At 46.0% G+C, this 23598-nt stretch carries 27 protein-coding genes; 7 read left to right on the top strand and 20 right to left on the bottom strand.

Annotated features, from left to right (window positions below):
- Positions 1 to 18: 18 nt before the first annotated feature.
- The 5 genes from ACFODW_RS06205 to ACFODW_RS06185 form a co-directional block, all read right to left on the bottom strand.
- Positions 19 to 228: a small, acid-soluble spore protein, alpha/beta type gene (locus ACFODW_RS06205; protein WP_390304346.1), complete on the bottom strand. Its 210-nt coding sequence runs from the start codon at positions 226 to 228 to the stop codon at positions 19 to 21.
- Positions 229 to 661: 433 nt separating this feature from the next.
- The gene (gene fumC, locus ACFODW_RS06200) at positions 662 to 2047 is read right to left on the bottom strand and encodes a class II fumarate hydratase (protein ID WP_390304344.1); all 1386 of its coding nucleotides are present in this window, start codon (positions 2045 to 2047) and stop codon (positions 662 to 664) included.
- 171 nt (positions 2048 to 2218) lie between these two features.
- Positions 2219 to 2371 (bottom strand): hypothetical protein, encoded by a 153-nt coding sequence (locus tag ACFODW_RS06195; RefSeq protein ID WP_390304342.1) that lies wholly within the window; start codon positions 2369 to 2371, stop codon positions 2219 to 2221.
- 15 nt (positions 2372 to 2386) lie between these two features.
- Positions 2387 to 3703: an MFS transporter gene (locus tag ACFODW_RS06190; RefSeq protein WP_390304340.1), complete on the bottom strand. Its 1317-nt coding sequence runs from the start codon at positions 3701 to 3703 to the stop codon at positions 2387 to 2389.
- 322 nt (positions 3704 to 4025) lie between these two features.
- Positions 4026 to 4259, bottom strand: a complete 234-nt coding sequence (locus tag ACFODW_RS06185) for an IDEAL domain-containing protein (protein ID WP_390304338.1) — start codon at positions 4257 to 4259, stop codon at positions 4026 to 4028.
- 211 nt (positions 4260 to 4470) lie between these two features.
- On the opposite strand from ACFODW_RS06185, the gene ACFODW_RS06180 reads away from it, so the two are divergent.
- Complete coding sequence (locus ACFODW_RS06180; RefSeq protein ID WP_390304336.1) at positions 4471 to 5340, top strand: cation diffusion facilitator family transporter; 870 nt, start codon at positions 4471 to 4473, stop codon at positions 5338 to 5340.
- Between the two features lie 145 nt (positions 5341 to 5485).
- On the opposite strand, the gene ACFODW_RS06175 is transcribed toward ACFODW_RS06180, so the two are convergent.
- Together ACFODW_RS06175 and ACFODW_RS06170 are read right to left on the bottom strand one after the other, a co-directional pair.
- A complete protein-coding gene (locus ACFODW_RS06175; protein ID WP_390304334.1) occupies positions 5486 to 5779 on the bottom strand; it encodes an AzlD domain-containing protein in 294 nt (97 codons plus the stop codon).
- Entirely contained in the window at positions 5776 to 6507 is a 732-nt protein-coding gene (locus tag ACFODW_RS06170) for an AzlC family ABC transporter permease (RefSeq protein WP_390304332.1), read from the bottom strand. Before ACFODW_RS06170 ends, ACFODW_RS06175 begins: the two co-directional genes overlap by 4 nt.
- Before the next feature lie 392 nt (positions 6508 to 6899).
- Between ACFODW_RS06170 and nhaC the strand changes: the two genes are divergently transcribed.
- Positions 6900 to 8264 carry a Na+/H+ antiporter NhaC gene (gene nhaC / locus ACFODW_RS06165; RefSeq protein WP_390304330.1) on the top strand — a complete coding sequence of 455 codons (1365 nt, stop codon included), beginning with the start codon at positions 6900 to 6902 and terminating at the stop codon, positions 8262 to 8264.
- Positions 8265 to 8376: 112 nt separating this feature from the next.
- On the opposite strand, the gene ACFODW_RS06160 is transcribed toward nhaC, so the two are convergent.
- Together ACFODW_RS06160 and map are read right to left on the bottom strand one after the other, a co-directional pair.
- On the bottom strand, positions 8377 to 9144 hold the full coding sequence (locus ACFODW_RS06160; protein ID WP_390304328.1) for a cobalamin-binding protein: 768 nt from the start codon (positions 9142 to 9144) through the stop codon (positions 8377 to 8379).
- 22 nt (positions 9145 to 9166) lie between these two features.
- Entirely contained in the window at positions 9167 to 9919 is a 753-nt protein-coding gene (gene map, locus ACFODW_RS06155) for a type I methionyl aminopeptidase (protein ID WP_390304326.1), read from the bottom strand.
- Between the two features lie 144 nt (positions 9920 to 10063).
- On the opposite strand from map, the gene ACFODW_RS06150 reads away from it, so the two are divergent.
- Both ACFODW_RS06150 and ACFODW_RS06145 read left to right on the top strand, forming a co-directional pair.
- Complete coding sequence (locus ACFODW_RS06150; RefSeq protein ID WP_390304324.1) at positions 10064 to 10789, top strand: ABC transporter ATP-binding protein; 726 nt, start codon at positions 10064 to 10066, stop codon at positions 10787 to 10789.
- The gene (locus ACFODW_RS06145) at positions 10782 to 12419 is read left to right on the top strand and encodes a putative ABC transporter permease subunit (protein ID WP_390304322.1); all 1638 of its coding nucleotides are present in this window, start codon (positions 10782 to 10784) and stop codon (positions 12417 to 12419) included. The genes ACFODW_RS06150 and ACFODW_RS06145 overlap by 8 nt, the downstream gene beginning before the upstream one ends.
- A gap of 52 nt (positions 12420 to 12471) precedes the next feature.
- Here ACFODW_RS06145 and ACFODW_RS06140 read toward each other — a convergent pair whose 3' ends face one another.
- The 4 genes from ACFODW_RS06140 to ACFODW_RS06125 form a co-directional block, all read right to left on the bottom strand.
- Positions 12472 to 12612: a YjcZ family sporulation protein gene (locus ACFODW_RS06140; protein ID WP_390304320.1), complete on the bottom strand. Its 141-nt coding sequence runs from the start codon at positions 12610 to 12612 to the stop codon at positions 12472 to 12474.
- A 76-nt stretch (positions 12613 to 12688) separates the two neighbouring features.
- Complete coding sequence (locus ACFODW_RS06135; protein ID WP_390304318.1) at positions 12689 to 13444, bottom strand: (S)-benzoin forming benzil reductase; 756 nt, start codon at positions 13442 to 13444, stop codon at positions 12689 to 12691.
- Between the two features lie 73 nt (positions 13445 to 13517).
- On the bottom strand, positions 13518 to 14903 hold the full coding sequence (locus tag ACFODW_RS06130) for a dipeptidase (protein WP_390304385.1): 1386 nt from the start codon (positions 14901 to 14903) through the stop codon (positions 13518 to 13520).
- A 149-nt stretch (positions 14904 to 15052) separates the two neighbouring features.
- A complete protein-coding gene (locus ACFODW_RS06125; protein WP_390304316.1) occupies positions 15053 to 15787 on the bottom strand; it encodes a YhcN/YlaJ family sporulation lipoprotein in 735 nt (244 codons plus the stop codon).
- A gap of 166 nt (positions 15788 to 15953) precedes the next feature.
- On the opposite strand from ACFODW_RS06125, the gene ACFODW_RS06120 reads away from it, so the two are divergent.
- Positions 15954 to 16190: a YhdB family protein gene (locus tag ACFODW_RS06120; protein WP_390304314.1), complete on the top strand. Its 237-nt coding sequence runs from the start codon at positions 15954 to 15956 to the stop codon at positions 16188 to 16190.
- On the opposite strand, the gene ACFODW_RS06115 is transcribed toward ACFODW_RS06120, so the two are convergent.
- The 7 genes from ACFODW_RS06115 to ACFODW_RS06085 form a co-directional block, all read right to left on the bottom strand.
- A complete protein-coding gene (locus ACFODW_RS06115) occupies positions 16176 to 16577 on the bottom strand; it encodes a hypothetical protein (protein WP_390304312.1) in 402 nt (133 codons plus the stop codon). The two genes, ACFODW_RS06120 and ACFODW_RS06115, sit on opposite strands and share 15 nt — an antisense overlap.
- Before the next feature lie 51 nt (positions 16578 to 16628).
- On the bottom strand, positions 16629 to 17918 hold the full coding sequence (locus ACFODW_RS06110; RefSeq protein WP_390304310.1) for an anti-sigma-I factor RsgI family protein: 1290 nt from the start codon (positions 17916 to 17918) through the stop codon (positions 16629 to 16631).
- Positions 17918 to 18646 carry an RNA polymerase sigma-I factor gene (sigI, locus tag ACFODW_RS06105; protein ID WP_390304308.1) on the bottom strand — a complete coding sequence of 243 codons (729 nt, stop codon included), beginning with the start codon at positions 18644 to 18646 and terminating at the stop codon, positions 17918 to 17920. The genes ACFODW_RS06110 and sigI overlap by 1 nt, the downstream gene beginning before the upstream one ends.
- On the bottom strand, positions 18621 to 18743 hold the full coding sequence (locus ACFODW_RS06100) for a hypothetical protein (protein ID WP_390304306.1): 123 nt from the start codon (positions 18741 to 18743) through the stop codon (positions 18621 to 18623). Before ACFODW_RS06100 ends, sigI begins: the two co-directional genes overlap by 26 nt.
- 430 nt (positions 18744 to 19173) lie before the next feature.
- Positions 19174 to 19902, bottom strand: coding sequence for a PRC-barrel domain-containing protein (locus tag ACFODW_RS06095; RefSeq protein ID WP_390304304.1), 729 nt, complete (start codon positions 19900 to 19902; stop codon positions 19174 to 19176).
- A gap of 90 nt (positions 19903 to 19992) precedes the next feature.
- Positions 19993 to 20805 (bottom strand): S1C family serine protease, encoded by an 813-nt coding sequence (locus ACFODW_RS06090; RefSeq protein ID WP_390304301.1) that lies wholly within the window; start codon positions 20803 to 20805, stop codon positions 19993 to 19995.
- A 162-nt stretch (positions 20806 to 20967) separates the two neighbouring features.
- Positions 20968 to 21204 carry a hypothetical protein gene (locus ACFODW_RS06085; protein ID WP_390304299.1) on the bottom strand — a complete coding sequence of 79 codons (237 nt, stop codon included), beginning with the start codon at positions 21202 to 21204 and terminating at the stop codon, positions 20968 to 20970.
- Between the two features lie 196 nt (positions 21205 to 21400).
- Between ACFODW_RS06085 and ACFODW_RS06080 the strand changes: the two genes are divergently transcribed.
- Positions 21401 to 21958, top strand: coding sequence for a beta-class carbonic anhydrase (locus ACFODW_RS06080; RefSeq protein ID WP_390304383.1), 558 nt, complete (start codon positions 21401 to 21403; stop codon positions 21956 to 21958).
- Positions 21959 to 22090: 132 nt separating this feature from the next.
- Complete coding sequence (locus ACFODW_RS06075; RefSeq protein WP_390304297.1) at positions 22091 to 23596, top strand: spore germination protein; 1506 nt, start codon at positions 22091 to 22093, stop codon at positions 23594 to 23596.
- Positions 23597 to 23598: the final 2 nt, after the last annotated feature.

Genomic DNA, 23598 nt, shown 5'->3' with positions numbered 1-23598 from the left:
CCCTCTATACCATCATTATTAAAATTGTTGTCCACTCATTTGTTGTTGTGCTGTTTGAACCAGACGCTTGGTGATTTCCCCGCCGACAGAACCGTTAGAACGGGAAGTGGAGTCAGCGCCTAGATTCACACCAAATTCTTGAGCAATTTCAAATTTCATTTGGTCCAGTGCTTGCTGTACTCCTGGTACCAGCAGCTGGTTTGAGTTGTTGCTGTTGTTGTTAGCCATGTTTATCACCTCCTGTACTAGATAGTGTGAACAAAATGGCTGTCTTTATCATAATTTATCGTTGGTAAATTGTAGATAAATAACACAAATTTTTGATGGGTTTGGGTAACTGGAGGACTAGAAAACTTACCGGCTTCTTCCTTTCCGACAAGGGAGAAAGCAAACCGGACCGATTTGCTAGATGAAACTAAGGTGGGTGAATTAAACTGTTTAACTAAGGAAGGCATACATTCCACTATATTTGCGGAGAGACTCCTACGGGAGGAGAGGACTAGATGAGACACCGAAGTGCGATAGCACTCGGAGGCTCATCAGCCGCCCGTGTGTCTCCACTAAAAAAGATACGGAATAACAAAATGGCTTGGATATTGATACCCAAGCCATTTTGTTTATGTTTGAGGATGTTGATCCATTATAATCGGAACTTTCGAGTTTACTTCGGATAGGTCATCTCTTCCGGCTTCACGTACTTCTCGAATTCTTCCTCCGACAAGAGATTCAGTTCCACTGCCGCTTCCTTCAAGGTGGAGTTGTCATTGAATGCTTTCTTTGCAATCTTGGCAGCATTTTCATACCCGATATGCGGATTCAGTGCAGTGACAAGCATCAGTGAATCTTTTAAGAACTTGTCTATTTTCTCTTCATCCGGCTCAATTCCCTTGGCACACCGTTCATCGAAGGAAAGAATACTGTCGGCCAGTATTTGACAGGACTGCAGGAAGTTGTAGGCAATCACGGGCTTGAATACATTCAATTCGAAATTGCCTTGGCTAGCTGCAAAACCGATCGTTGCATCATTTCCCATTACCTGGGCGGCAACCATGGTCACTGCCTCACTTTGCGTCGGATTGACTTTGCCAGGCATGATGGAGCTTCCCGGTTCATTGGCAGGAATGGTGATTTCGCCGATGCCGCTTCTCGGACCGCTTGCCAGCCAGCGCACATCATTGGCAATTTTCATCATATCTGCAGCCAAGCCTTTCAATGCCCCATGTGCGTATACCGTTTCATCATGGCTGGTAAGTGCATGGAATTTATTCGGTGCCGAGATGAATTTTTTGCCGGTGAATTCATTGATCGCCGCGCATACTTTTTCTGAAAAGTCCGGATGGGCATTCAGACCGGTTCCTACTGCGGTACCGCCGATTGCCAGTTCCTTCAGGTATTCGGCACTTTGGCTGATCATACTTTCCGATTTCTCCAACATCCGGTGCCATCCGCTGATTTCCTGCCCCAGGGTTAACGGGGTGGCATCCTGCAAGTGGGTACGGCCGATCTTAACAATATCCATGAAGGCCTCCGACTTTTCTTTCAATGTTCCTTTAAACGTCTGGACCGCCGGCAGCACTGTATCTTCCAGCTTTAGTACCGAAGCGATATGCATTGCTGTAGGATATGTATCATTGGAACTTTGTGATTTGTTTACGTCATCGTTCGGATGCAGTTTCAAGTCGGAGCCTTTTTCATCCAGCCATTTGTTGCCTACATGGGCAATGACTTCGTTTACGTTCATATTGGATTGTGTACCGCTTCCTGTCTGCCAAACCACCAACGGGAAATGCTCGTCCAGACTGCCTTCGATGATTTGATCTGCTGCATGGCTGATGGCCTGGTATTTCTCCTCTTCCAAGAGGCCCAGCTCATTATTTGCCTTTGCTGCACTTCTTTTGAGGATTGCAAACGCTTTAACAATTTCCGCAGGCATACGTTCATCGCCAATAGGGAAATTCTGTTTGCTCCTTTGAGTTTGTGCTCCCCAGTATTTATCTGCAGGAACATTGATTTCCCCCAGAGTATCTCTTTCCACGCGATATTCCATCTCTCTTCCTCCCTCTGTATGTACACTTATTTATATTTCCTCTGCCATTATACCAAATTTTTATTTAAATAAAAAACTTCTGACCGGAGCAAAAGATGCTGATTGAATTAGCGCGACGTCGTTGGTTCCGCCTATTCTTCATCACGGCATAATGCTTATAAACTTCCTACCTTATTTGAAAAGGCTACGCACCATCTTTCTTGTCGTTCTTTTTGCAGTTCTTCTTGCTACCCGCTTTCCATAGGTGCCTCCCTTTACAGCATTAATATCTCCCAGAATTCTTGCCGCTTTAAACAGGAACCTGATCAGCTTGTTCACGTTCATGCCATCATCCTCCTCTCATTTCCTATCCGGTTTGACTCCCACCATGCCAGCTGGTTTGGACTGTTTTTCTGCATCCCTCATACCCTGTTCCACATCTACAAACCGTAAAATGATCAGCCCGGCCACGAAGAAAAAGAGCAGCGAAATGATTCCCAGCCTGCTCGACCCGGTAATCTGTCCGACGAAGGCAAACAGGAAAGGGCCGAAAACAGCAGCGAACTTGGAGGAAATCCCGTAAAAGCCGAAAAACTCGGCATGTTTATGAGCCGGAACCATCCTCCCATATATCGATCTGCTCAATGACTGTGCACCGCCTTGGACCATTCCTGTACAGACGGCCAGCATATAGAAATGGGCGGCTGTGGTCATAAAATAACCTAGCGTGACAATCCCCATATATGTGAACAACGTGACAGATAAGGCCTTTTTCGCTGTGATTTTCCCTGCGATCCAACCAAAAAAGAACGTAAAAGGAATACCAACAAACTGCGTGATCAGCAAAGCAATGATCAAGGAATTGCCGTCAATGCCAATATCCCTGCCGTATATGGCAGCCATGCGGACAATAGTGGATATACCATCATTATAAAGCCAAAAGGCCAATAGGAAAATAATTAATTGCTTGTAATGACGGAGCTCGCGAAAGGTGGTTCCCACCCTGGAAAAACCGATGGAAAGATATGATTTTCCACCCTTTTGTACACGTACTTTTTTCTCTTCCTTGATATTTTTCAGTAACGGTATAGAGAATAGCAGCCACCAGAGTCCCACGGAAACAAAGGAGATGCGGCTGGCCGTAATGGTATCCGGTATGCCGAACCACAGGGGTTGAAGAATCATGCCAATATTAATGGCCAATAACAATCCTCCGCCAATATAGCCATAGGCGAACCCACCTGAAGAAACACGATCTATTTCCTTCTCCTCTGCTATTTCCGGAAGAAATCCATCATAGAAAATGTTGGCTCCTGAAAAGCCGATCGATCCGACAATGAACAGGACCGAGGCCAACAGATAGTCGCCTTCCCCTACGAAAAACAGCAGGATGCTGGCAATAATCCCCATAAAGGCAAAGAACTGCAGAAATTTCTTTTTAGCAGCAGAAAAATCACTGATAGCTCCAAGCACAGGAGCAAGCACAGCGACAACCAGCACAGCAATGGATTGGGAATACCCCCACATACTGGCGGCCGCCTCCTGATTTGCTCCGGTAGCCGCAACATCGTAATAATATACCGGCAATACTGCAGCCATAATGGTCGTGGCAAAGGCAGAATTCCCGAAATCATAGAGCATCCAGCTTCGTTGCACCTTTTTACGCTGTTTGTCCATCGAATCCCCCCGCCTGGATAGTGAGACATCCAATTATTTTAATCAATCACGGCTGACTGGATACAGTGTTCTACGACTAGGCTTGCCGGGAGAGTCAGGCCTCTCTTGGCCGTCCTCATAGGAGATAATGAAGCCAGCCCCCTTTATATGATATGCCGGACTCCCGCCCATAATCCGCTGCCCTTCTGTATCCCAGGTTAATCCATTTCTCCATGGTGCAGGCCAGACCTCTGCCGGAAGCAGTATTTCTTGTTATGTACGGGAAAATTATGGATCACTCAAAATAAAGGAGCTCCACCTCCCGGCAAAGCTCCTCTATCATTTACTCCCAAATATATTCTTTATATACTTCAGACCATCTGGCAAACTCTTGCTTATCACCTGAAGTGAGCGTGTCATCAATCTTGTCTTCCACATGCTTTCTGTTCCAGTTGAAACATAATTCATCCAATACTAGGCGTGAGGTCATTTTTAACTCAAAAGGAATCTCTTTCTTTGCTTCGATCTGCTTCCCTTTATACCGGAGGAACCGGTATAGTGTTTTCTCCTTTTTCATGGAACTTGCCCCCTTGTTCCTTTTTTCTATTATCCTAAATTTTCAGCAAGATTACAAGTGTTAATTTAACATTTATTTTTCTGTACCCCAAATGTCCCACTCCTAACCACTATTCCGGGTTTTTGCAGGGATTTTATTATGGATGAATGTTTCTATTGGACTGGAGTGATACTACTTTGGTAAACTATGTTAAATAATGGGAGGCTTGTCCATGGAACATTCTGATAACCTAAAAATGGGAGAGAAGGGTGCATGGCTGAGTATCGTCGTTTACCTGGCCCTGTCTGCCTTAAAGCTCTCAGCTGGTTATTTCGGCCAGTCCGATGCCCTGAAGGCAGATGGATTGAATAACACCACGGATGTCATCGCATCGATCGCCGTTTTGATCGGTCTGAAAATTTCCAGGAAACCTCCGGATGAAGATCACCATTACGGCCATTACCGGGCAGAAACGATTGCTTCTCTTTTCGCTGCCTTTGTCATGATGTTCGTAGGCATTCAGGTCATATTCGACACGATACAGAAAATACTGGCTGGTGAATCGTCGCAGCCTCATATGATGACAGCATGGGTGGCTCTGGGGGCGGCTGTAGTGATGTTCGGCGTCTATTTCTACAATCTGCGGCTGTCCAGAAAGATTCAGAGCAATGCGCTGTATGCTGCGGCCCAGGACAACCGTTCGGATGCGCTTGTCAGCATAGGGGCATTTATCGGAATTATCGGTGCCCAGGTAGGTCTATTTTGGCTGGACCCGCTTGCCGGGTTCGTTGTTGGTGTGATCATTTGCAAAACAGCATGGGACATCTTTAAAGAGGCGACACATACACTGACAGACGGGTTTGATGAGAAACGGATCCATAAAATCCGTACAAGCATTGAAAAGGATGCAGATGTGGAGGAAGTATCCGATGTGAAGGGCAGAATTGTCGGCAATTACGCATTCATTGAAATAACCATCCTCGTCGATCCGGAACTCAATGTACGGGAGAGCCATAAAATTACCGACCGGATAGAAAATTATCTGGCTGAGACCCATAATATCATGCACGCCCATATCCATATTGAACCATTCATTGAATAGAGGTTGGGACATAACTAAACTGGTTCATTCAAAAGAGGACCGATCAACGATATTTCCGCAGCGGTTATCTCCACTCACTGAATCCTTGAGCCAGTTCGGGTTTTTCTTTTGATCAAACAATTTTGTCCCAACCTCTATTCCTCATTTATAAAGACAATAGGAACACGGTAACTATAGCACCGATCACTACCAGCACAATGTTCCAGCCGATATAAGCAAGTCCTATGGCTGCAAGCCCTCCTGCCAGACCGATAAACGGCCGGTCCGGAAACACGGTTAAGATTCCGGGAAAAATCAAGGCTCCCAAGGCAGCATAAGGAATGGAATTCAGCCAACGGTTCACCCAATCGCGAAACTGCAGTTTGTCTACGATAAAAGCGGGTATAATCCGAGGGACCATGGTGACCAGTGACATACCGATGATGATCAGAAATATCATTCCGCCTCCTCCTTTATCAAGAAAATTCCGCTCATGCCCCCAAATACGGTTGCTGCTACAATTGCCCAGCCGGCACTCATTCCAAGCTGAACACAGATGAAGTTGATCAGCATGGCTGTGATTGCTATCAGGCCGACCCTGAACTCCTTCTTGACGGAAGGAACGAGAAGGCCGATGAACAGGGCATATAAGGCCACACCCATACTTTGGCTAAGCTTCTCAGGGATCACTTCGCCCAATAAGCCCCCCAGCATAGAGCCAAGAACCCATGATAGGTATGCAGTAAGGATAATTGCTGTGTAGAACAGGGCTCCTTTCTCCATTTTTGCTTCTTTCGTATGTAAAGCAGTGACCGCAAACGACTCATCCGTCAGTCCAAGTGAAAGTGGTGCCTTCCATTTCAAATCCAATCCACGCAATCTGTTGATGAATGAAAAGCTCATGACAAAATGCCGGAAATTAAGCACAAACGTCGCTGCGATGATCTCCAGGATGCCGGTTCCCACCGCGATCATATTGACCGCCATAAATTGCGCTGCGCCAGCGAATACCAATGCACTCATTAACGTAAGCTCAACCAGCGACATGCCCGCCTGTTTCGCCAGTACTCCATATGTAATGGCTACAGGCAGATAACCGAGTACGATGGGAAAGCCCGCTGCTATCCCTTTCCGAACCATGTACATGGACGGTGACATTTTTTGATTTTCTGCTGTATATTCCCTCATAGCAATCCCCCCTCACACAATTCCAATAATTATACAATAACATGGTTCATTAAAAAAGCCATTTGGTTATTGACATTCTATATGGATTGCATGTATATTCGATACTATCTTTTATAAATGAATATCAATCCGGGGATGCGCAGTAGATTATTTTCCAGCAGCAAACAGAGACAGGACGTTTAGGTGGAAGTTCTGGCAGAAAATATTCGAATTACACATTCTAATTGAAACGGATCTTTACTTAGAGAGGCCGGGAGAGTTTTTCCGGCAATCAGGGTGGTAACGCGGAGATGGCTTCGTCCCTATATCGGGACGGAGCTTTTTATATATCATTAATGTGAAGCATCCGTGTTTACACCAATGCATCCAACAACTATAGAGGAGGAAGAAAATTGTTTCCAATCGCACCAAGATACACACCAAAATTAATTGAGTCCATACTACTATTTTTTGGCATTATTGGGATTATCAGCTATTTCATTATTGGTCTAGGAACCACTCCACATATTCCGATGATTATCGGCATACTGTTGCTGATCGCCTATGGACTGCTTCGGGGCATCTCCTTCAACGACCTGCAGGGAGCGATGGTTTCTGGTGCATCGTCCGGCATGGGCGCCGTCTTTCTATTTTTCATCATCGGCATCCTGATCAGCAGCTGGATGCTGAGCGGCACCATACCGACATTGATTCATACAGGCTTCTCGTTTATCGGGGGTCAATGGTTCTTTGCCATCGTGTTTGCCATCACGGCTATTATAGGTGTTTCACTTGGAAGCTCCCTGACAACTACTGCTACCATAGGAGTCGCCTTCATCGGCATGGCGGGCGCCATGGACTTCTCGCTTGCCATCACAGCAGGCGCTATTGTCTCAGGCGCTTTCTTCGGAGATAAAATGTCTCCACTTTCCGATACGACCAATCTCGCATCGACCATTGTCGGTGTGGATTTGTTCACACATATCCGCCATATCAGCTTAACGACCATTCCGGCGTTTATTATCTCATTTATCCTGTTTGCCATCCTGTCGCCTGCTGAGACCGCCTCCCTTAACAACAGCGGTGATTATCAGGCTGCACTGGAGAGCACGGGGCTGATGCATTGGACGTCCTGGATTCCGTTAATTGTACTCGTCATATGTACCGTAGCACGGATTCCGGCATTTATCGCACTTGCCGCCAGCAGTCTCATCGCAACGGCCTTGGCGATTTTCAAAGATGGGATTGGCTGGTCATTCATCTGGAATGTATGGTTTAACGGCTATACCGGAGAAACAGCGTTCGAACCAGTCAATGAACTGCTGACCAAAGGCGGGGTAGACAGCATGCTGTTCACCATTTCCCTTGTCATTCTGGCTCTTGGCTTCGGCGGTCTCCTGTTCATTACCGGAATTGTTCCTGTACTTCTTTCCTCCTTCCAGGAAAAGCTGCAGAAGGCCCGGTCCATCATTCTTTCAACTGCCGCAACAGCCATCGGTGTCAATGTCCTGATTGGAGAGCAGTACCTCTCCATCATGCTGACAGGTGAAACATATAAAGGAGTCTATGAAAAGGCGGGACTGCCGAATAAGCTGTTGTCCCGTACCCTGGAGGATGCCGGCACCGTCATCAATCCGCTCGTCCCATGGAGTGTCTGTGGTGTATTTATTGCAAGTGTTCTTGATGTCCCTGTACTGACTTACCTTCCGTTCGCCTTCTTCTGTCTGATCAGCCCGGTGATCACCCTGTTGTTTGGCGGAAGATTGTGGAGCAAATAATTCGCGCTGTTCATCCAAAGGAAAATGAAAAAGGGAAACGAATCACCGCCGATTCGTTTCCCTTTTTTAAACTTGATTCACTTACAGCACTGCATGGAAGAAAGGCATTTGGCTAACCTTCGATAACTTGCACCAGTTTACGGAGCCCTTCAAGAAGCCTTGGAGAGGGCCTGCAGTACAATGATTCCTCAAGAACATGGATCTTCCCGTCTTTGACTGCTTGCATTTCCTGCCACCCCGGGCGTTTTATCACAAGCTCGGGATTCATTTTTTCTTCTTTGACCCCGACCCATACCATGCAGATATGCTCAGGATCCCTTTTCCTCACATCTTCCCAATCGGTCTGGACACTCGCCTTGTTTTCCGTTGCAAAAATATTTTCGGCACCGGCAAGCTCACTGATCTCTGTCAGCCAATTCACCGCCCCCGGGGTAAAGACAGGCTTCGGCCACCATTCCCAATAAATTCTTGGACGCTCCGTGAAATTCGCCGATTTCCTCCGGTAGCAGTCTATCTCCTGCAGGAATTCTTCCGCCTTGTCAGCCCCGTGCTGGGGACATCCAAGTGCATCCGCTGTCCTGCGTATATCTGCTGCAATCTCTTCGAGGGAATTCGGATGGAGAATAATATGGGGAAGTCCCAGTCTCTCAAGTTCTTCTATATTCTTTTCCATTCCCGGAACACTTAAGGAGGCCAGCACGAGGTCAGGCTCCAGGGCAGCTACCTTCTCCATATCTATCGATAGATCTGGCCCTACTTTCGGCAGTTCCTTTACCTGTTCCGGCCAGTCTGAGTAGTCATCTACACCTACCAGTTCTTCCGTCTTCCCCAAATACTCCACAATCTCGGTATTGCTTGGACAGATGGACACAATACGCATAGAACTCCCTCCCCCCGAAAAGTTATTCTCCTTGATCGGTTGTCAGTACAGGGCCATCTTTGGTGATGACAATGGTATGCTCATATTGGGCCGAACGGCCTTGGTCCACTGTTCGTGCCGTCCAACCGTTATCATCCATTTTACTATGCCAGCTTCCTTCATTGATCATCGGCTCAATGGTAATGACCATGCCTTCTTTTAAGCGGAGCCCTTTATTAGGCAATCCGAAATGGGGGATATGCGGATCCTCATGTAAAGTCGGCCCGATTCCATGGCCGGTGAAATCACGGACTACGGAGAAGCCTTCTCCTTCGGCATATGTCTGGATGGCGTGGCCGATGTCTCCCAGCCTTTTGCCGACCTGTGCCTGTTCAATTCCTTTATAAAGGGAAGTCTTGGTCACATCCATGAGCCTTTTCCCTTTTTCATCAACATCCCCGACCGCATAGGTCCAAGCGGAATCAGCAAGGCCTCCGTCTAAATTGACGACCATATCGACGGTGACTATATCCCCGTCGCTGAGTTTCTCTTCGCGCGGGAAGCCATGGCAAATTTCATCATTGATGGACGCACAAGTAGCGTATTTGTATCCCTGATACCCTTTCTGTTCCGGTGTGGCACCATGCTTTCTCATATATTCCTCCGCAAAGGCGTCTATTTCCATGGTGGTGATTCCCGGTTTGATCATCTTGGCGATTTCCTTATGGATTTCCGCAAGCAGATCACCGGCTGCCTGCATTTTTTCAATCTCACGTTTGCTTTTTCTTGTAATCATCTAATTCCCCTCTTTCCGTCTCTAACACATCTATATGTTAAAATATCTGGTATACATGTTTTTAAGGTGAAAACTTCATCATAAAGTGTATCATAAAATAGCCGGCTTTTCAGTAAGCACTACTTTTTTACAGGGGGCATTCCTTTGATTGATATTAATCATGTTGATAAAAACTATGGCGGGAATAAAAAAGCCATCGATAACCTGACACTGACCATTCCGGACGGGAAAATCACAGGCTTTCTCGGCCCCAATGGTGCAGGCAAGTCCACTACCATCAAAATGATGACCGGCGTCCTCCCTCTCGATCAAGGGACCATTACCATGAATGGCTTCGACATCGAGGAAGCGCCGATGGAAGCAAAAAAAATATTTGGATATGTCCCGGACCAGCCGGATATGTTCCTTCGCCTGAAAGGAATCGACTATCTGAATTTCATTGGGGATATCTACCAGGTGCCAGCTTCTCTCAGACAGGAGAAGATAGAAGAACTGACAAAGCAGTTCGATATTTATGATGCGCTGAATGATTATATCCAAACCTATTCTCATGGCATGAGACAGAAAATTATTGTTTCCGGTGTCCTGCTGCATGATCCGGCCATCTGGATTCTTGACGAGCCGTTGACAGGGTTGGATCCCAAGTCGGCTTATATTCTCAAGGAAATGATGAGGAAGCATGCAGATCAGGGAAATGTCGTCTTCTTTTCCAGTCACGGGCTGGAGGTCGTCGAACAGCTCTGTGATGAGGTAGCGGTAATTAATCAAGGGAAGCTGCTGTTTCATGGGACATTGGATGAGATGCGTGAAACCTATCAGACCGGGGATTCCCTTGAAAAAGTGTTTCTGGAGCTGACCAGCGATGCGTAACACCTGGCTGCTCACCAAAACCATCCTGAAAATGCAATACTCACGGGCAGGGAAAAGCAGCTCCCAGCTGTGGCTTTATGCACTTGCCGCAGTTTTTCTGCTTCCGATGAGCCTCATCTACTTGTCCGTCATATCCAGTCTGGTTGGTAACTTGTATGATATACTGGCACCGATAGGACAGGAACAGCTGCTTCTCGGCATGCTGTTCCTATTGATTCATCTGCTGCTTTTCTTGGTAGGCTTCATTACCATCATTGGTGCTTTCTATTTCTCTGATGATATAGCATCGTTTATTCATTTCCCTTTTCAGCCATATCAATTGCTCACAGCCAAAGCTGCCAATCCGTTCATCTATATGTACGTGATATCCGCAGCCTTGTATTTCCCTGCTTTTTTTGCTTATGGAGCCGCTAGCGGAGCTTCTTTGCTGTTTTATATCTATGGGCTGATCTTGTACCTTTTTATGCCACTGATCCCTTTTACTGCTGCATCTCTTATTCTGATGGTGCTCATGCGGTTCATCAATATTTCAAAGAATAAGGACCGCAGCCGGGTGATTGGCGGCACTCTTTCGCTGGCTGTGATTATTTTGATCAATGTGCTGGTTCGCATCAATACCGGTTCAGACCCCATACAACAGCTGGCGGGGATGATTGAGAGGAATGACAATCTACTGAAGGCGGCGACTTCTTTCTATCCGCCATCCTATATAAGTGCCATGGTGCTCGGAAGTGCTGCTTCATTGTCAGGCTTTCTCTATTTCCTTCTGCAGACAGGAATCAGCCTGGCCGCTGCCTTCCTGTTCATCTGGGCTGGACAACGGTTGTATCTAAAGGGCGCATTAGGTATAGGCGGGGGCAGCAGGCGCAATAGTTCCCGGCCAGCATTATCCAAGAAAGTTAAGAGCCGGCCGGTATGGTGGGCCTATATCATCAAAGAGCTCCGGCTGATTTTTCGGACGCCCGCCTTTTTCATGCAAGGTGTGATCCAAAGCCTGTTTGCTCCAGTCTTTATCTTGGTTTTGTTTATTTTTGACTTTGGAGACAACCCTCTGGGAGTGCTTGGAGGCATGTTTAATGAAAAAGAATGGCTGCTGCTTCTTTTCATCATCGGCCTTTTTACGTTATCAGGAAATGGCACCTCCATTTCATCCATCTCTAGAGAAGGAAAGGACTGGCATGCCAATCTCTTCCTTCCGCTCCATATGAAACAGGTGCTTTTTAGCAAGATTGCAGCCGCCTGGATCATCAACCTGCTCGGGATTACGCTGGTGCTGATCCTAGGCATCCTTATCGGGGCTCCTCTCAGCATCCTTCCTGCCTGGCTCGTAATTATGTTCACTGCCAGCTGGTTTACCAGTATGCTGGGAACGTATCTCGATTTTCTCAGCCCAAAATTAAACTGGACGGAGGAACAGGAGGTATTCAAGTCACGAATGACCGGATTATTCCTGCTGGTGTTTTCGCTTGGCCCACTCGGACTCCTCGTTCTTTTGCTATGGCACATCCCGATTTTCCAAGGACTGTTCCCTACCTCCGTCCTGTTAATGGGTTCCCTTCTGGGTGCTGTTTTCCTTATTCAGCAGCTCCTGAACCAAAAACTTAAGACCAATCACCAGCAATTCCTATAAACAGCAGAAAAAGCAGCGGACCAATGATCCGCTGCTTTTTCTATACTATTTATTAATATCCGCCGTAGCCGTTGCCATAGCCTCCGCCATAGCCGTACCCGTTATATGCGGTCCCTATGATAATCAATAAAATGAAGAGTACGACCAGCAACGCAAAACCGAAACCTTGGCCTTTAAATTCTTTGTCGCTCATTTGAAATTCCCTCCCTATTTTCCAATCTACAATACTGTATGCAAGGAAAATAAATTGGGTAGGGCATTCGCACAGATTATAAATAATCTTTTACATTATATATTTCTCCATTTCTAATTCCCTCATCTGTCAGGATGTCGACAAGAACGCCGGCAACCGCATCCGTGTCGCGAAGCAGATTCTTCTCCTTGTAATTTTTAAAGGTGTCTACATCCGTGAACTGTTCCTTTGAACTGGTCCTGATCTTCTCCTGCATTCCCGTATCCATGATTCCCGGGCTGAAGGCGATCACTTTATTTTCCGTGTTGAGCTCTTCCTGTTCCAAAGCTACAGTTCTTGTATACATATTTATACTGGCCTTGGAACTACTGTAGGCACTCCATCCAAAGGTCGGCCTCTCTGCAGCGCCAGAAGTGACATTCGCCCCATAAAGCGGGACGTCGGTTTCCACAGATTTTTTCAGGAACAGATTCATTAAAGCAATCGGGGCAATGGTATTAATATGAACATGGCGGATCAGATCACTGTTTTTAACGTTCATCGCCTGATCAATTGGATCCACCACACCAGCATTGTTGATGAGATATACAGCATTAAGATCCTCTGTGTATATTTCTTCCGCTATCTTGACAAATGTTTCTTCCAAAGCTTCAATATCTCCTAAATCACATGAAAAGTGCTGGTAGTTGACATGGTTTTCTTCCGCATGCTTCGGCAGCGTGCCGTTCTTGCTTCTGGAAATGCCGATGACGTTGATCCCGGCCTCCATGAATAATTTTGCCACGGATTCCCCCAGCCCCTTGGAAGTTCCTGTTACGACTGCGTATTTCATCGTTTTCCCCCCTAATTTGTTCCATCCATTACCTTCAAATACCCCGAAACAGCCCCTTAGAAACTAGGCGCTCCTATACTTCATTCCAATAATGGACCAATGTTTCCATCCCTTTATCAAAGCTCGCGAGCGGAAAGCTTTCATTCGGGGAGTGAAGACGGTCTTCCGGTGTTCCGAATCCCAATAGGACAATCGGCATCTGGTAGATATTATCAATCCATTCGACGACCGGGATGGATCCGCCCATCCGGACAAACACCGTTTCCTTTCGGAATGCTTTCGTATAGCTTGCTGCAGCTTTTTTGATCAATGGGTGGTCCGGTTCCACTTTATAGGCTTTAGCAGATAGTTTCTCTTTTTTGATATCTACCGTGACCCCCGATGGAGCGACATTTTTGACATGCTCTTCCAGAAGATGCTGGATATGCCCAGGGTCCTGACCGGGAACAAGGCGGCAGGTTATTTTAGCCGTCGCGGAAGAAGGTATGATTGTTTTAGTCCCTTCGCCTTGATAACCTCCATATATTCCATTGATTTCAAAGGTCGGACGTGCTTGGGTATGCTCTTTTGCCGTATATCCCTTCTCCGAGACAGTCTCCGGAACCCCCGTAGCCTCTGGTATATCTTCTCCTTCTACATCGGCGATCAACTTACGCTCTTCCTCTGTGAGCGGCTCCACCCCGTCATAAAAACCATCCACCGTCACCACTTCTTCTTCATTTTTCATCGAGGACAGGATATGGCTGAGCGCCATGATCGGATTACGTACTGCCCCGCCGTACATACCGGAATGGAGATCGTGGTCCGGTCCGTTGACGGTGATTTCCACCCCGGTAAAACCCTTCAGGCCATAAAGGATGGTCGGCTGATTTTCAGCAACCATGCCGGAGTCGGAAATAACGGCGAAATCCGCCGCAAACTGTTCCTTTTTTTCCTGAAGAATCTCATAGAGGTTCTCACTGCCTATCTCCTCTTCCCCTTCAATACATACTTTGACATTAAGGGGCAGTTTTCCTTCTGTTTTCATATAAGATTCAAATACAGCCAAGTGCATAAACACCTGCCCTTTATCATCACTCGCGCCGCGTGCATACAAGCGGCCGTTCCTTATCTCCGGTTGAAATGGGTCACTCTTCCATTGTTCCAGCGGGTCGGCAGGCTGTACATCATAATGCCCATAGAATAGGACAGTCGGAGCTTCCGGCCCCGCTCCATTATACTCCGCGTAAACGAGCGGATGCCCCGCTGTTTCCTGTTTTTCCACATTTTCAAAGTGGATGTCCTTTAGATATGTAACAATAAAATCTGCTGCACGTTGGACATCTTCCTTATGCTTGCTGTCGGTACTCACACTTGGTATAGAAAGAAATTCATTTAATTTACCAAGCAGCCGTTCACGATTTTCCTTCAGATAGGTCAATACTTTATCCGTCAACTGGAATCCCTCCTTCAGTCTCATCCCGTTAATTTTAGCATATTCCGACATAAGAAAAACAGCAGGGAACCATTCTAGTAATATTATATAGGTGCCGGGGTATTATCAGAACTAAAATTTCCCGGGAAATAAAAATGAGTGATCCTTTTAGCTGAATCACTCATTTTCTGTCATTAATTGTTTGCATTCTGTGGGAAAACACGCTGGATCATGTTGCCCATTTGGTCGAAGAACCCTTCAACTGGTTCGCCGTTATTCACATCATCTACATAATTATTTGTCAGATCCAAAAACTCAGGGTTGGTGGAAACATATACGTTATCGATGTCATTATCAACGGACTGGACAATATCCCGTATTTCCTCTTTGACATCATCGCTCAGCTGGTCTTCCCATCTGGCATTTCCAGTGTCACCCTGGTCTCCGCCATTTCTGCCGTTGATCTCACCTGCGCCCTCATTATTGCCGCCGTTCATACCGGTAAGGTTCCCGTCATTATTCTGGCCGGTTCCCTGTGTACCACCGTTGTTATTCTGATCGTTTCTCTCAGCGCTGTTCACATCCATGCCGGCAGCCACATATGCAGTATTTTCAGTAGTCAATACATAAGCGCGCTCAATTTCATCGACTTCATCGGTAATTCTTTCCGCAGCTTCTTCGGATACCTCATAGCGGTTTCCATTGTTATTGTTATTTCCATTTTCCTGAGCATTTTCAGAATCACGTATCAATTGATACTCCCGATCTCTGTTCATCCCTTCACCAGCATCATCATTTACATTATTATATCTGGTCTGGTTGACATTCGGGTCTCCGGCTGCCCCATTATTGTCTGCATCGTCTACATTGCCGCACGCTGCAAGCATAACAAACAATGCACTAAGCACACTCAAAAATTTCCATTTCATATTCTATTCCTCCTTACATGTTTGCTATTAGTATGTAACGGAGCTCCCCGATTATTCTGCTGTAAGAATCACCTTATTTTGGTAAAAAAATCACTTTAAATGCCGGAAAAATAATTGGTTTACGGGAAGAATATAAACAACCCTTACACTTAGAGGAGGGGAAATATTGAAGATACCTGATTACGACAAAGCTCTATACTATACACTTTGGGGACATTGGGACGATTTGCTCGTACTGATGGTGCGGACAGAAGATGATCTGCTCTCCAAAAAGATCCAGCTTTTCCTGAATGCCTACCACCACTCCCTCGACGAGAGGAAAATCATGCAAAACCATGACAACCTCCTTTATTATCTGGACCATGCAATGAAACAGGAACCAGTAGTATTAATGGAAGTCTAAGCCATTAACTAATAAGACCGGGATGCCAAAGAGTGGCATCCCGGTCTGTGATTGTAGGCGATTTTCTCGTGAATGTTGGGGATTTGTCTGTGCGGCTGCTATATTTGTGCTGGTGCTGATTATATTTGCGTTGCTGCTGATACCCTTTTGCTGTCGCTGATATCCTTTTGCTGTCGCTGATAAGTTTGTGCTACTGCTGATTTCCTCATGCTGGTGCTGATAAATTTGTGCTACTGCCGATTTCCTCATGCTGGTGCTGATAAAATTGTGCTTCTGCTGATTTCTACGGGCTGCTGCTGATAAACTCGCGCTCCTGCTGATCTCCATGCGCTGCTGCTGATAAACCCGCGCTATCGCTGATAACTCCGCGTTGCTGCTGATACTCACACATCTTATATATAAAAAGAGTGCCTGACGAGACACTCCCTCTGATAATTGCTATTGATTATTGCCTTGGTTCTCTTTATTGGGCCCTTTACCGGGATGGTCATCCGCTCTCTGAACATTCCCTTTTCCGTTTCCATTTCCCTTTTCCTGCCCTGTATTTACGGAGGGGTTTTCATTGGAGTTATTGTTCCCTTTATTGCCTGAAGCGGGGGCTTGATGATTTTCATTCTGATTGGTGACGCTGTTGCTGTTTTCTTTTCCCGGTTTTTTCTCCCGCTTTTCATTTTTTTGCTCCGGTCCTTTAGCAGGTTTCTTCCCTTCCCCGCCGCTTCCCTTGTCTTTTTGAAGCGACGGGCTATTTCCATTTTTATTATTGTTCGGGGATCCATTATTCTTGGCTTTATCCCCGGCTTGTGGAGCACGGTTCACTTGGCCGTTCTTCTCCTTGAGCTCGCTTGGATGTTTTACAGGCCCGGCAGCCTCATCATCTAGGGTTTTCTCCTGGGAAGGCTTTTCCATTTCTTCTTTATCGGTATTCTTTTCGTTTGTATCGACCTTTTCCTGCTGATCGGACGGGTCTGCTGATTCACCTTCTGTGACAGTTTCATTTTTCGAATAATACGAATGAATAATTTCAATTTCTTTTTCACTTAATGAATCAGCTGTATCTTCCGGCACTTCCTCCTGCTTTTGCAGAGCATCGGCCATTATTTCATTCATCGACCTATTTTCCTGTTCTGCTGTCTTATGCCAGTCGAGGGGCACTTGGAATGCAGCGATATTCCACGTTAATTCCTCATCCGTGATAAATTGTTCGATGTTTTGATGGAGGGATGGCTCCTCTCGCTGCTCCGATATATAGCTGATGCCGATCAGCATATTTCTTTCCTCTCCCTGATGGAAAAAGCCAGCCTGCTTGCCTTGTTCAATGATCCGGGAGATAACCTCTTCCAGCTTTTCATCACGGTAGCCTGTCAGCTCTTCGACAATATCACGGGCATCTTCATTCATGGCCCGAATCTCCCTCACTTGAAATTTTTCACCGATTTCCAGTTCAATATTTGGGTTGATCGCGAGGTTTACATAGGCATAGCTCTTCTCGGCCTCTACCAGGAAATAAGCCGGCAATAACAGAAGAAGCAGAATGGATGCAATCGCAAGCAAACGGACGGAAGGCAATCCAGGTTTAAGTTTCAATCGCTCGGGCTCTTCCAAGGGTTCAAAAACGACCTCCGTCCCCTCCACCGTATCCTTCATTGGAGCGGCTTTTTGAAAAGCGCCATCTCTTGTAAGTACAATGGTATACTTTCTGTTATGTTCCATCACAATTCCTTTTGGCATTAATCCACCCCCTTCAAATAATCTTTGAGATACAGATAATCTTCACTAAGGACAATGAAGATGGCAAGGATGAACTTGCGGTTTCTCTCAAGGGTTTTCTTGCTTACGTTTACCTGCTTGACCAAATCCTTAATCGGAAGCTTCTTTTTCCTCTGGACTTTCAGGCGCAACTGTTCGTCATTATATAGAATTTTAGCCGTATGTATCGCTGACTCACGGGCATCCCGGTGTTTGGGTGAAACTTCGGCAAGTTCGGACAAGGTCATCTTATACTCTGTCAGCTTTTCTTTGAAGTCAACGATTTCCTCTCTCAAATGCCAGGTATCTTGTTCCAGCTGATACCTCTCCTGGACAGCTGCAATTTCCCTGGGGGTCTCCGCCCGGTCTACATCATATGCCTCGTCCAGGGACACCGCTTTGGGCTTTTTCACCACCGACCTTATATAATCGATCACTCTGCGCTTCACAACCAGCTTGGCAAAGGAAAGGAATGAGCTTCCGCGCTCCGGGGAATAGGAGAAAATGGCATCATTAAAGGCAGAAAGGCCGATACTGAATTCATCATCCCTTTGCGGATCAATGTAACGCTTGCACACCTCGGACACACAGGTCGCGATAAAGGGCTTATATGTATCCAGAAGATAATTCTGTACAGACTCATCGCCTTTTTGGGCCCTTTCCACCATTTCTTCTAAAGGGGAATCATTCAATGTACTGCTCGTTATCAAACAGAAGCACCCCTTCCTCTATAATTTTCGTCATCATCGGATATTTTTTGGGTATATCGTACATGTAATTATTGGTAAAAGTTATTGTTTGATCCATCATGGATTCACCATCTCTATCTTTTTAATCAGTTAAATAAGACTATAAGCCATCCTTTATCATAAACTATCCAGCAATTGGAAGCTATCACAAATTCATTACAGTTTATTTAAATATCGGTTGCAGGACAAAAGTGTTTTCCAAAGATAAGTGAACTAACTAGAAAATTTTAATTAGTGGATATAAAACGCTTCGAAAATATACTTCCGCGGGCGGCTGGTGAGCCACCTTGTGCTACGCACTGCGTTGTCTCGCCTAGGCCTTTCCTCCCGCAGGAGTCTACGTATATTTCGTCCGCTAACCAAGCTCATTGTTCGCCTTTATAGATAAACATTTTAGTAATGTCCCAGCCTCTTGGGGGAGAATTAAGCTGGCAGGCCTTTAACCAAAAAAATGCCTCTTTTTAAAGAGGCATTTTTCAGGAAGAACCTTACCGTTCCACGAGTATATCTGATTTTTTGGAATAGGTGGTTTTTTGGTTTGCTACTTCTACTGGAAGATTCAGGTAGATGTCCTGCTCAAACCAGTCCACCGATTCAATTTCTTCGGTGACTGCCAGAAGGTATTTTTCCTCCACATAGGATTCACTGCTTTGGATGACCAGCTGGCGAACTTTCCAGTCGTCATCATCACAGATCAAATCGGCGACCGTACCAATTTTTCCGTTATTTGCATGTACTTTAAATCCGATTGTTTCTTCATCGCTCCGGAGATTATGGCGGGCGTCCTCATTTTCGGGAACATCTTCAGCAAACTTATCCCTGAACGAGTCTCTCTCATCAAAGGATGAGGTGATCGGCCCATTGTCCACACCCCACATCGAGCTAGTCAGCCAATAACGGCTCCAGCCATAATAGCCGATCAATGATTTTTCGGTTTCTGGGGTTATCTCCTGCCCCTCCGGAATTTCGGGACTGTTTCGGACAGTTTCCTTATCATATTCCACTTCCAGCTGCTTGTCATCCTCTTTGAAGCTGACAAATGAAGACGGGGACAAAAGAACCTTTCTGCCCGGCAGCCATTTTCTCGTGTCAACTACCGCATAACGGATGGTCCAACTGTCATCGTCAAAGTAAAGGTCTTTCACTTTCCCCATTTCACCATCTGTTGCCTGAATATTATAGGATTTGATATCTGAGGTGAAAAATAACAAAGCCATTCCTCCTTCTTAAGTCGAATGATATAAAGAACATTCCCCTTCTACTATGCGCCCAAACCATTCGACTATTATGGAAGAACCAAGAAAATGCTAGGATTGATTGTCTAAATAATCAATGGGGACAAACAATCCGACCCTCCCATGCTCATCATGCCTCAGTGTAGCAAAAATGATGCCTATCACTTCTCCCGCTTCATTGATTACCGGGCTTCCGCTGTTCCCCCTATAGACAGGAGCATCCAGCATCAGCACCTCCTTATTCCAGCCTTCCAGCTGGGTGGAACCGATAATCGTTCCTTCATTGGCAATGCCGTTGAACCTCAAAGGATTACCAATGAAATAAATGGGTTCCCCTTGCGTAAATACTGGTTCATCGGCCAGCTGCAGATATGGCAGACCATCTTCTCCTTCCAACTCAAGGACAGCCAGGTCGATCGAAGGGTATGTTTTCGCCACTTCCGCTGAAAACAAACCTTGATCCGGATAGGCAACCGTTACCGTATCTTCTCCTTCAATGACATGGTGGTTCGTAAGGATGGTGCCATCATCCGAGACACCAAAACCTGTCCCCTTGCTGTCATCTGTCTCCACTACGACCACCGCCTCTTTATATGACTGTATATCTTCCTGGGAGGACAACCTGGCAGAAGCTTTCAGGAAGTCGATGGCAGGAATCGAGAAGGTCTGGGGAAGCAATGCCACGACATTGAACAGCATGGCTAGTGCAATCAGCCAGAATATCCACTTGGGAAAAGGGCGTTTCGGCTTGCCTGTTTCTTTTTTCTCCCTCTCTAACGTATTCCGTCGTTCTTCCTGGAGAATCTCATATATCTCTTCTTCATCGAAATCCTCATACAGATCCTCATCAATGATATCCTGCTGTTTTTCCCTATCCTTCGTCATGAAAATCCTCCCGAGTTATAACCACTCAACTGATCTCATTCCTTACAATCATATCATCTTCAGCATAAAAAATCCTTTGCTGGATGATACGGTTCCCAAAAAAAAAGAACACCCGACTGTTCAAGGAATTCTCTGCCTACCACACTATTACTTTGTCTTCTATTATTGCATCCCCGTACCGTAGCTGTTTTTTTTGCTGATGCCCAATTTCACCATTTCCCTGATTTTCCCATGTGGTACATTTGTGGACTGGGATATTTCTGTGAGGGAGACCAGGGGATTCTTTGCGATAAAACTGCGGACCTTGTCGCTCTCTATAAGACAATCTGGACACATCATGAATGGGCTGTTTTTCATCGGCTCTTTGCAAAGTCGGCATACCCGGACAATGCTGGACATTCCTTCACCTCTCATTTCAACTTTTAATCATTATACAATATTCCGTATATTCTTACAATGCAACCCGTTAAAAAGCCGGGAAATTTTGGGGGAACGGGGCAGGTTTCCATCTACTCAACAGCTTTTCCAGTGCGAAAATTGTCCAGTAATGCTATAGTATCCATAAAGTTATGATAAAACAGATAAGGAGATGATAATCATGAATTTGGATGAAATGCTTGCGTACAATGAACAGTTTGTTTCCGACAAGGAGTATCAAGCCTACCAGACGGATGGGCTTCCTAATAAGCGGACGGTGATTTTTTCCTGCATGGATACGCGCCTGCTCGAATTGCTGCCAAAGGCACTCAACCTGAAGAACGGTGATGTTAAAATGGTCAAAAATGCAGGAGCCGTCATCCGTGACCCGTTTGACAGCACCATGAAGAGCATCCTGGTTGCGATCTATAACCTGCAGGCTGAACAGGTGATGGTGATCGGCCACCATGACTGTGGAATGTCCAAAATGGATGTACCCGCCTTAGAAGATAAAATGAAAGACAGAGGAGTTTCAGAGGATACACTGGCCACGTTGAGCCATTCGGGAATTGATCTGGAGGAGGAATTCCGCGGCTTCCGGTCTGTGGAAGAATCAGTCGAACAAAGCGCAGAGATCATCCGTAATCACCCTCTCCTGCCGGAAGGGGTAAAAGTTCACGGCCTAGCTATCGATCCTGAAACAGGGAAACTCGATCTGGTCACACGAGATAAATAAGCATTATCCGAAAAACTGCCACCCTACTGGCAGTTTTTTCTTCTTTTTCCGGAAGCTCCTCATAATTGCTCCTTTTTCCCACATACTATGGGTATCTATCGAATCTTCTTTTGATTACTTACGGAGGCACCCATGCGAAATCAGCGTCAGAAAACATCCATGAGCAGTATATTTCCCACGACACCCGAGAACCTGCAAAACGCACTGAGCAAGAAGTTTGAAAATAATCCGGATGTCAGCTTTACCGTCTATGAAGTACAGAAAAAGAAAATCGCTGTTTTCTTTATCACGTACCAGGTCAAGCCGGGGAAGGTGGAGCAGCATCTATTGTCCAACCTCCTTGACAGTGATAAAGAATGGACCAATACAGATATCTTGAATGAAATCCCCCTCCATAACGGAAAACAAGTCGAAAATATGGAGGAACTTCTCGATGGACTGATCCAAGGACAGATATTCGTCTATATTGATGGTGAGAACAGTGCCCTCACCTACCCGATGGTAAATATAGAGGACCGCCAAGTAGACACGTCTGATACAGAATCAGTGGTGGTCGGTCCGAAAACAGCTTTTACCGAAACACTCAGCACCAACCTGAATCTGCTGCGCTGGCGGGTGAGATCCACAGACCTCGTTATCGAGGAAGTCAAATTTGGCAAACGGGCAAAGACCAAGGGACGTCTAGCTTATATTAAATCGATCGCCAATCAGACGGACATTAATACCATGAGGCAAAGGCTGGAAGAGATGGATGTCGATCAGGTTGATGATGTCCATATGCTCATGCAGTATGTGGAAGATTCCTCTTTCACCTTGTTTCCGCAGTTTTATACAACAGAACTGCCGGACCGAGCTTCCTATTCCCTTCTGCGGGGGAGGGTTTGTGTCCTGCTGGAAAACAGTCCATCCGTCATCATTGCTCCAACTACTTTCTTAAGTTTCTATGAATCACCAGAAGACTTATATATGCGTTGGAATACCGGTACTTTCCTCCGGTTCATCCGGGTCATTTCATTTATGATAACGCTGCTGTTGACACCGATGTACGTGGCTTCTGTCACCTTCCACTATGAAATGATACCCACGGAGCTGCTTATATCCATCGGGGAATCACGGGCAAGTGTTCCCTTTCCTCCTATATTCGAAGCACTGCTACTGGAATTTCTGATTGAACTGCTCCGGGAAGCAGGGGCGAGACTCCCAACGAAAATCGGACAGACCATCGGCATCGTTGGCGGAGTGGTAATCGGAACAGCTGCCGTACAGGCGGGCATCACCAGTGATATCCTGATCATCTTCACGGCCTTAAGTGCTCTGGCATCCTTCACCGCTCCGAGCTATCTGATGGGCACTGCCAGCCGTGTCCTGCGGTTTCCGATGATCATTCTCGCCGGCAGCCTCGGAATATTCGGCATCATGTACGGCATCTGCCTGCTCTTGATTCATCTGTTGAAAATCAAGTCGCTCGGTCGTCCGTACCTCACACCGGTTTATCCGTTCCGTGCGAAAGACTTTAATAAGATTGTCTTCCGTCTGCCTCCACAGTTCCAGGGAAGACGTTTTGCTTCATACCGTCCGAAAGATAAAAGACGTTTGAATAAAAAGAAATCAGCAGCAAAAAAAGATATTGACAAGTAGGT

It is taken from the genome of Virgibacillus sediminis (assembly GCF_042643265.1).
Lineage (GTDB): Bacteria > Bacillota > Bacilli > Bacillales > Amphibacillaceae > Virgibacillus_O > Virgibacillus_O sediminis.
Note: the sequence above shows the minus strand (reverse complement) of the source record. Positions and strands in the feature narration are given on the sequence as shown.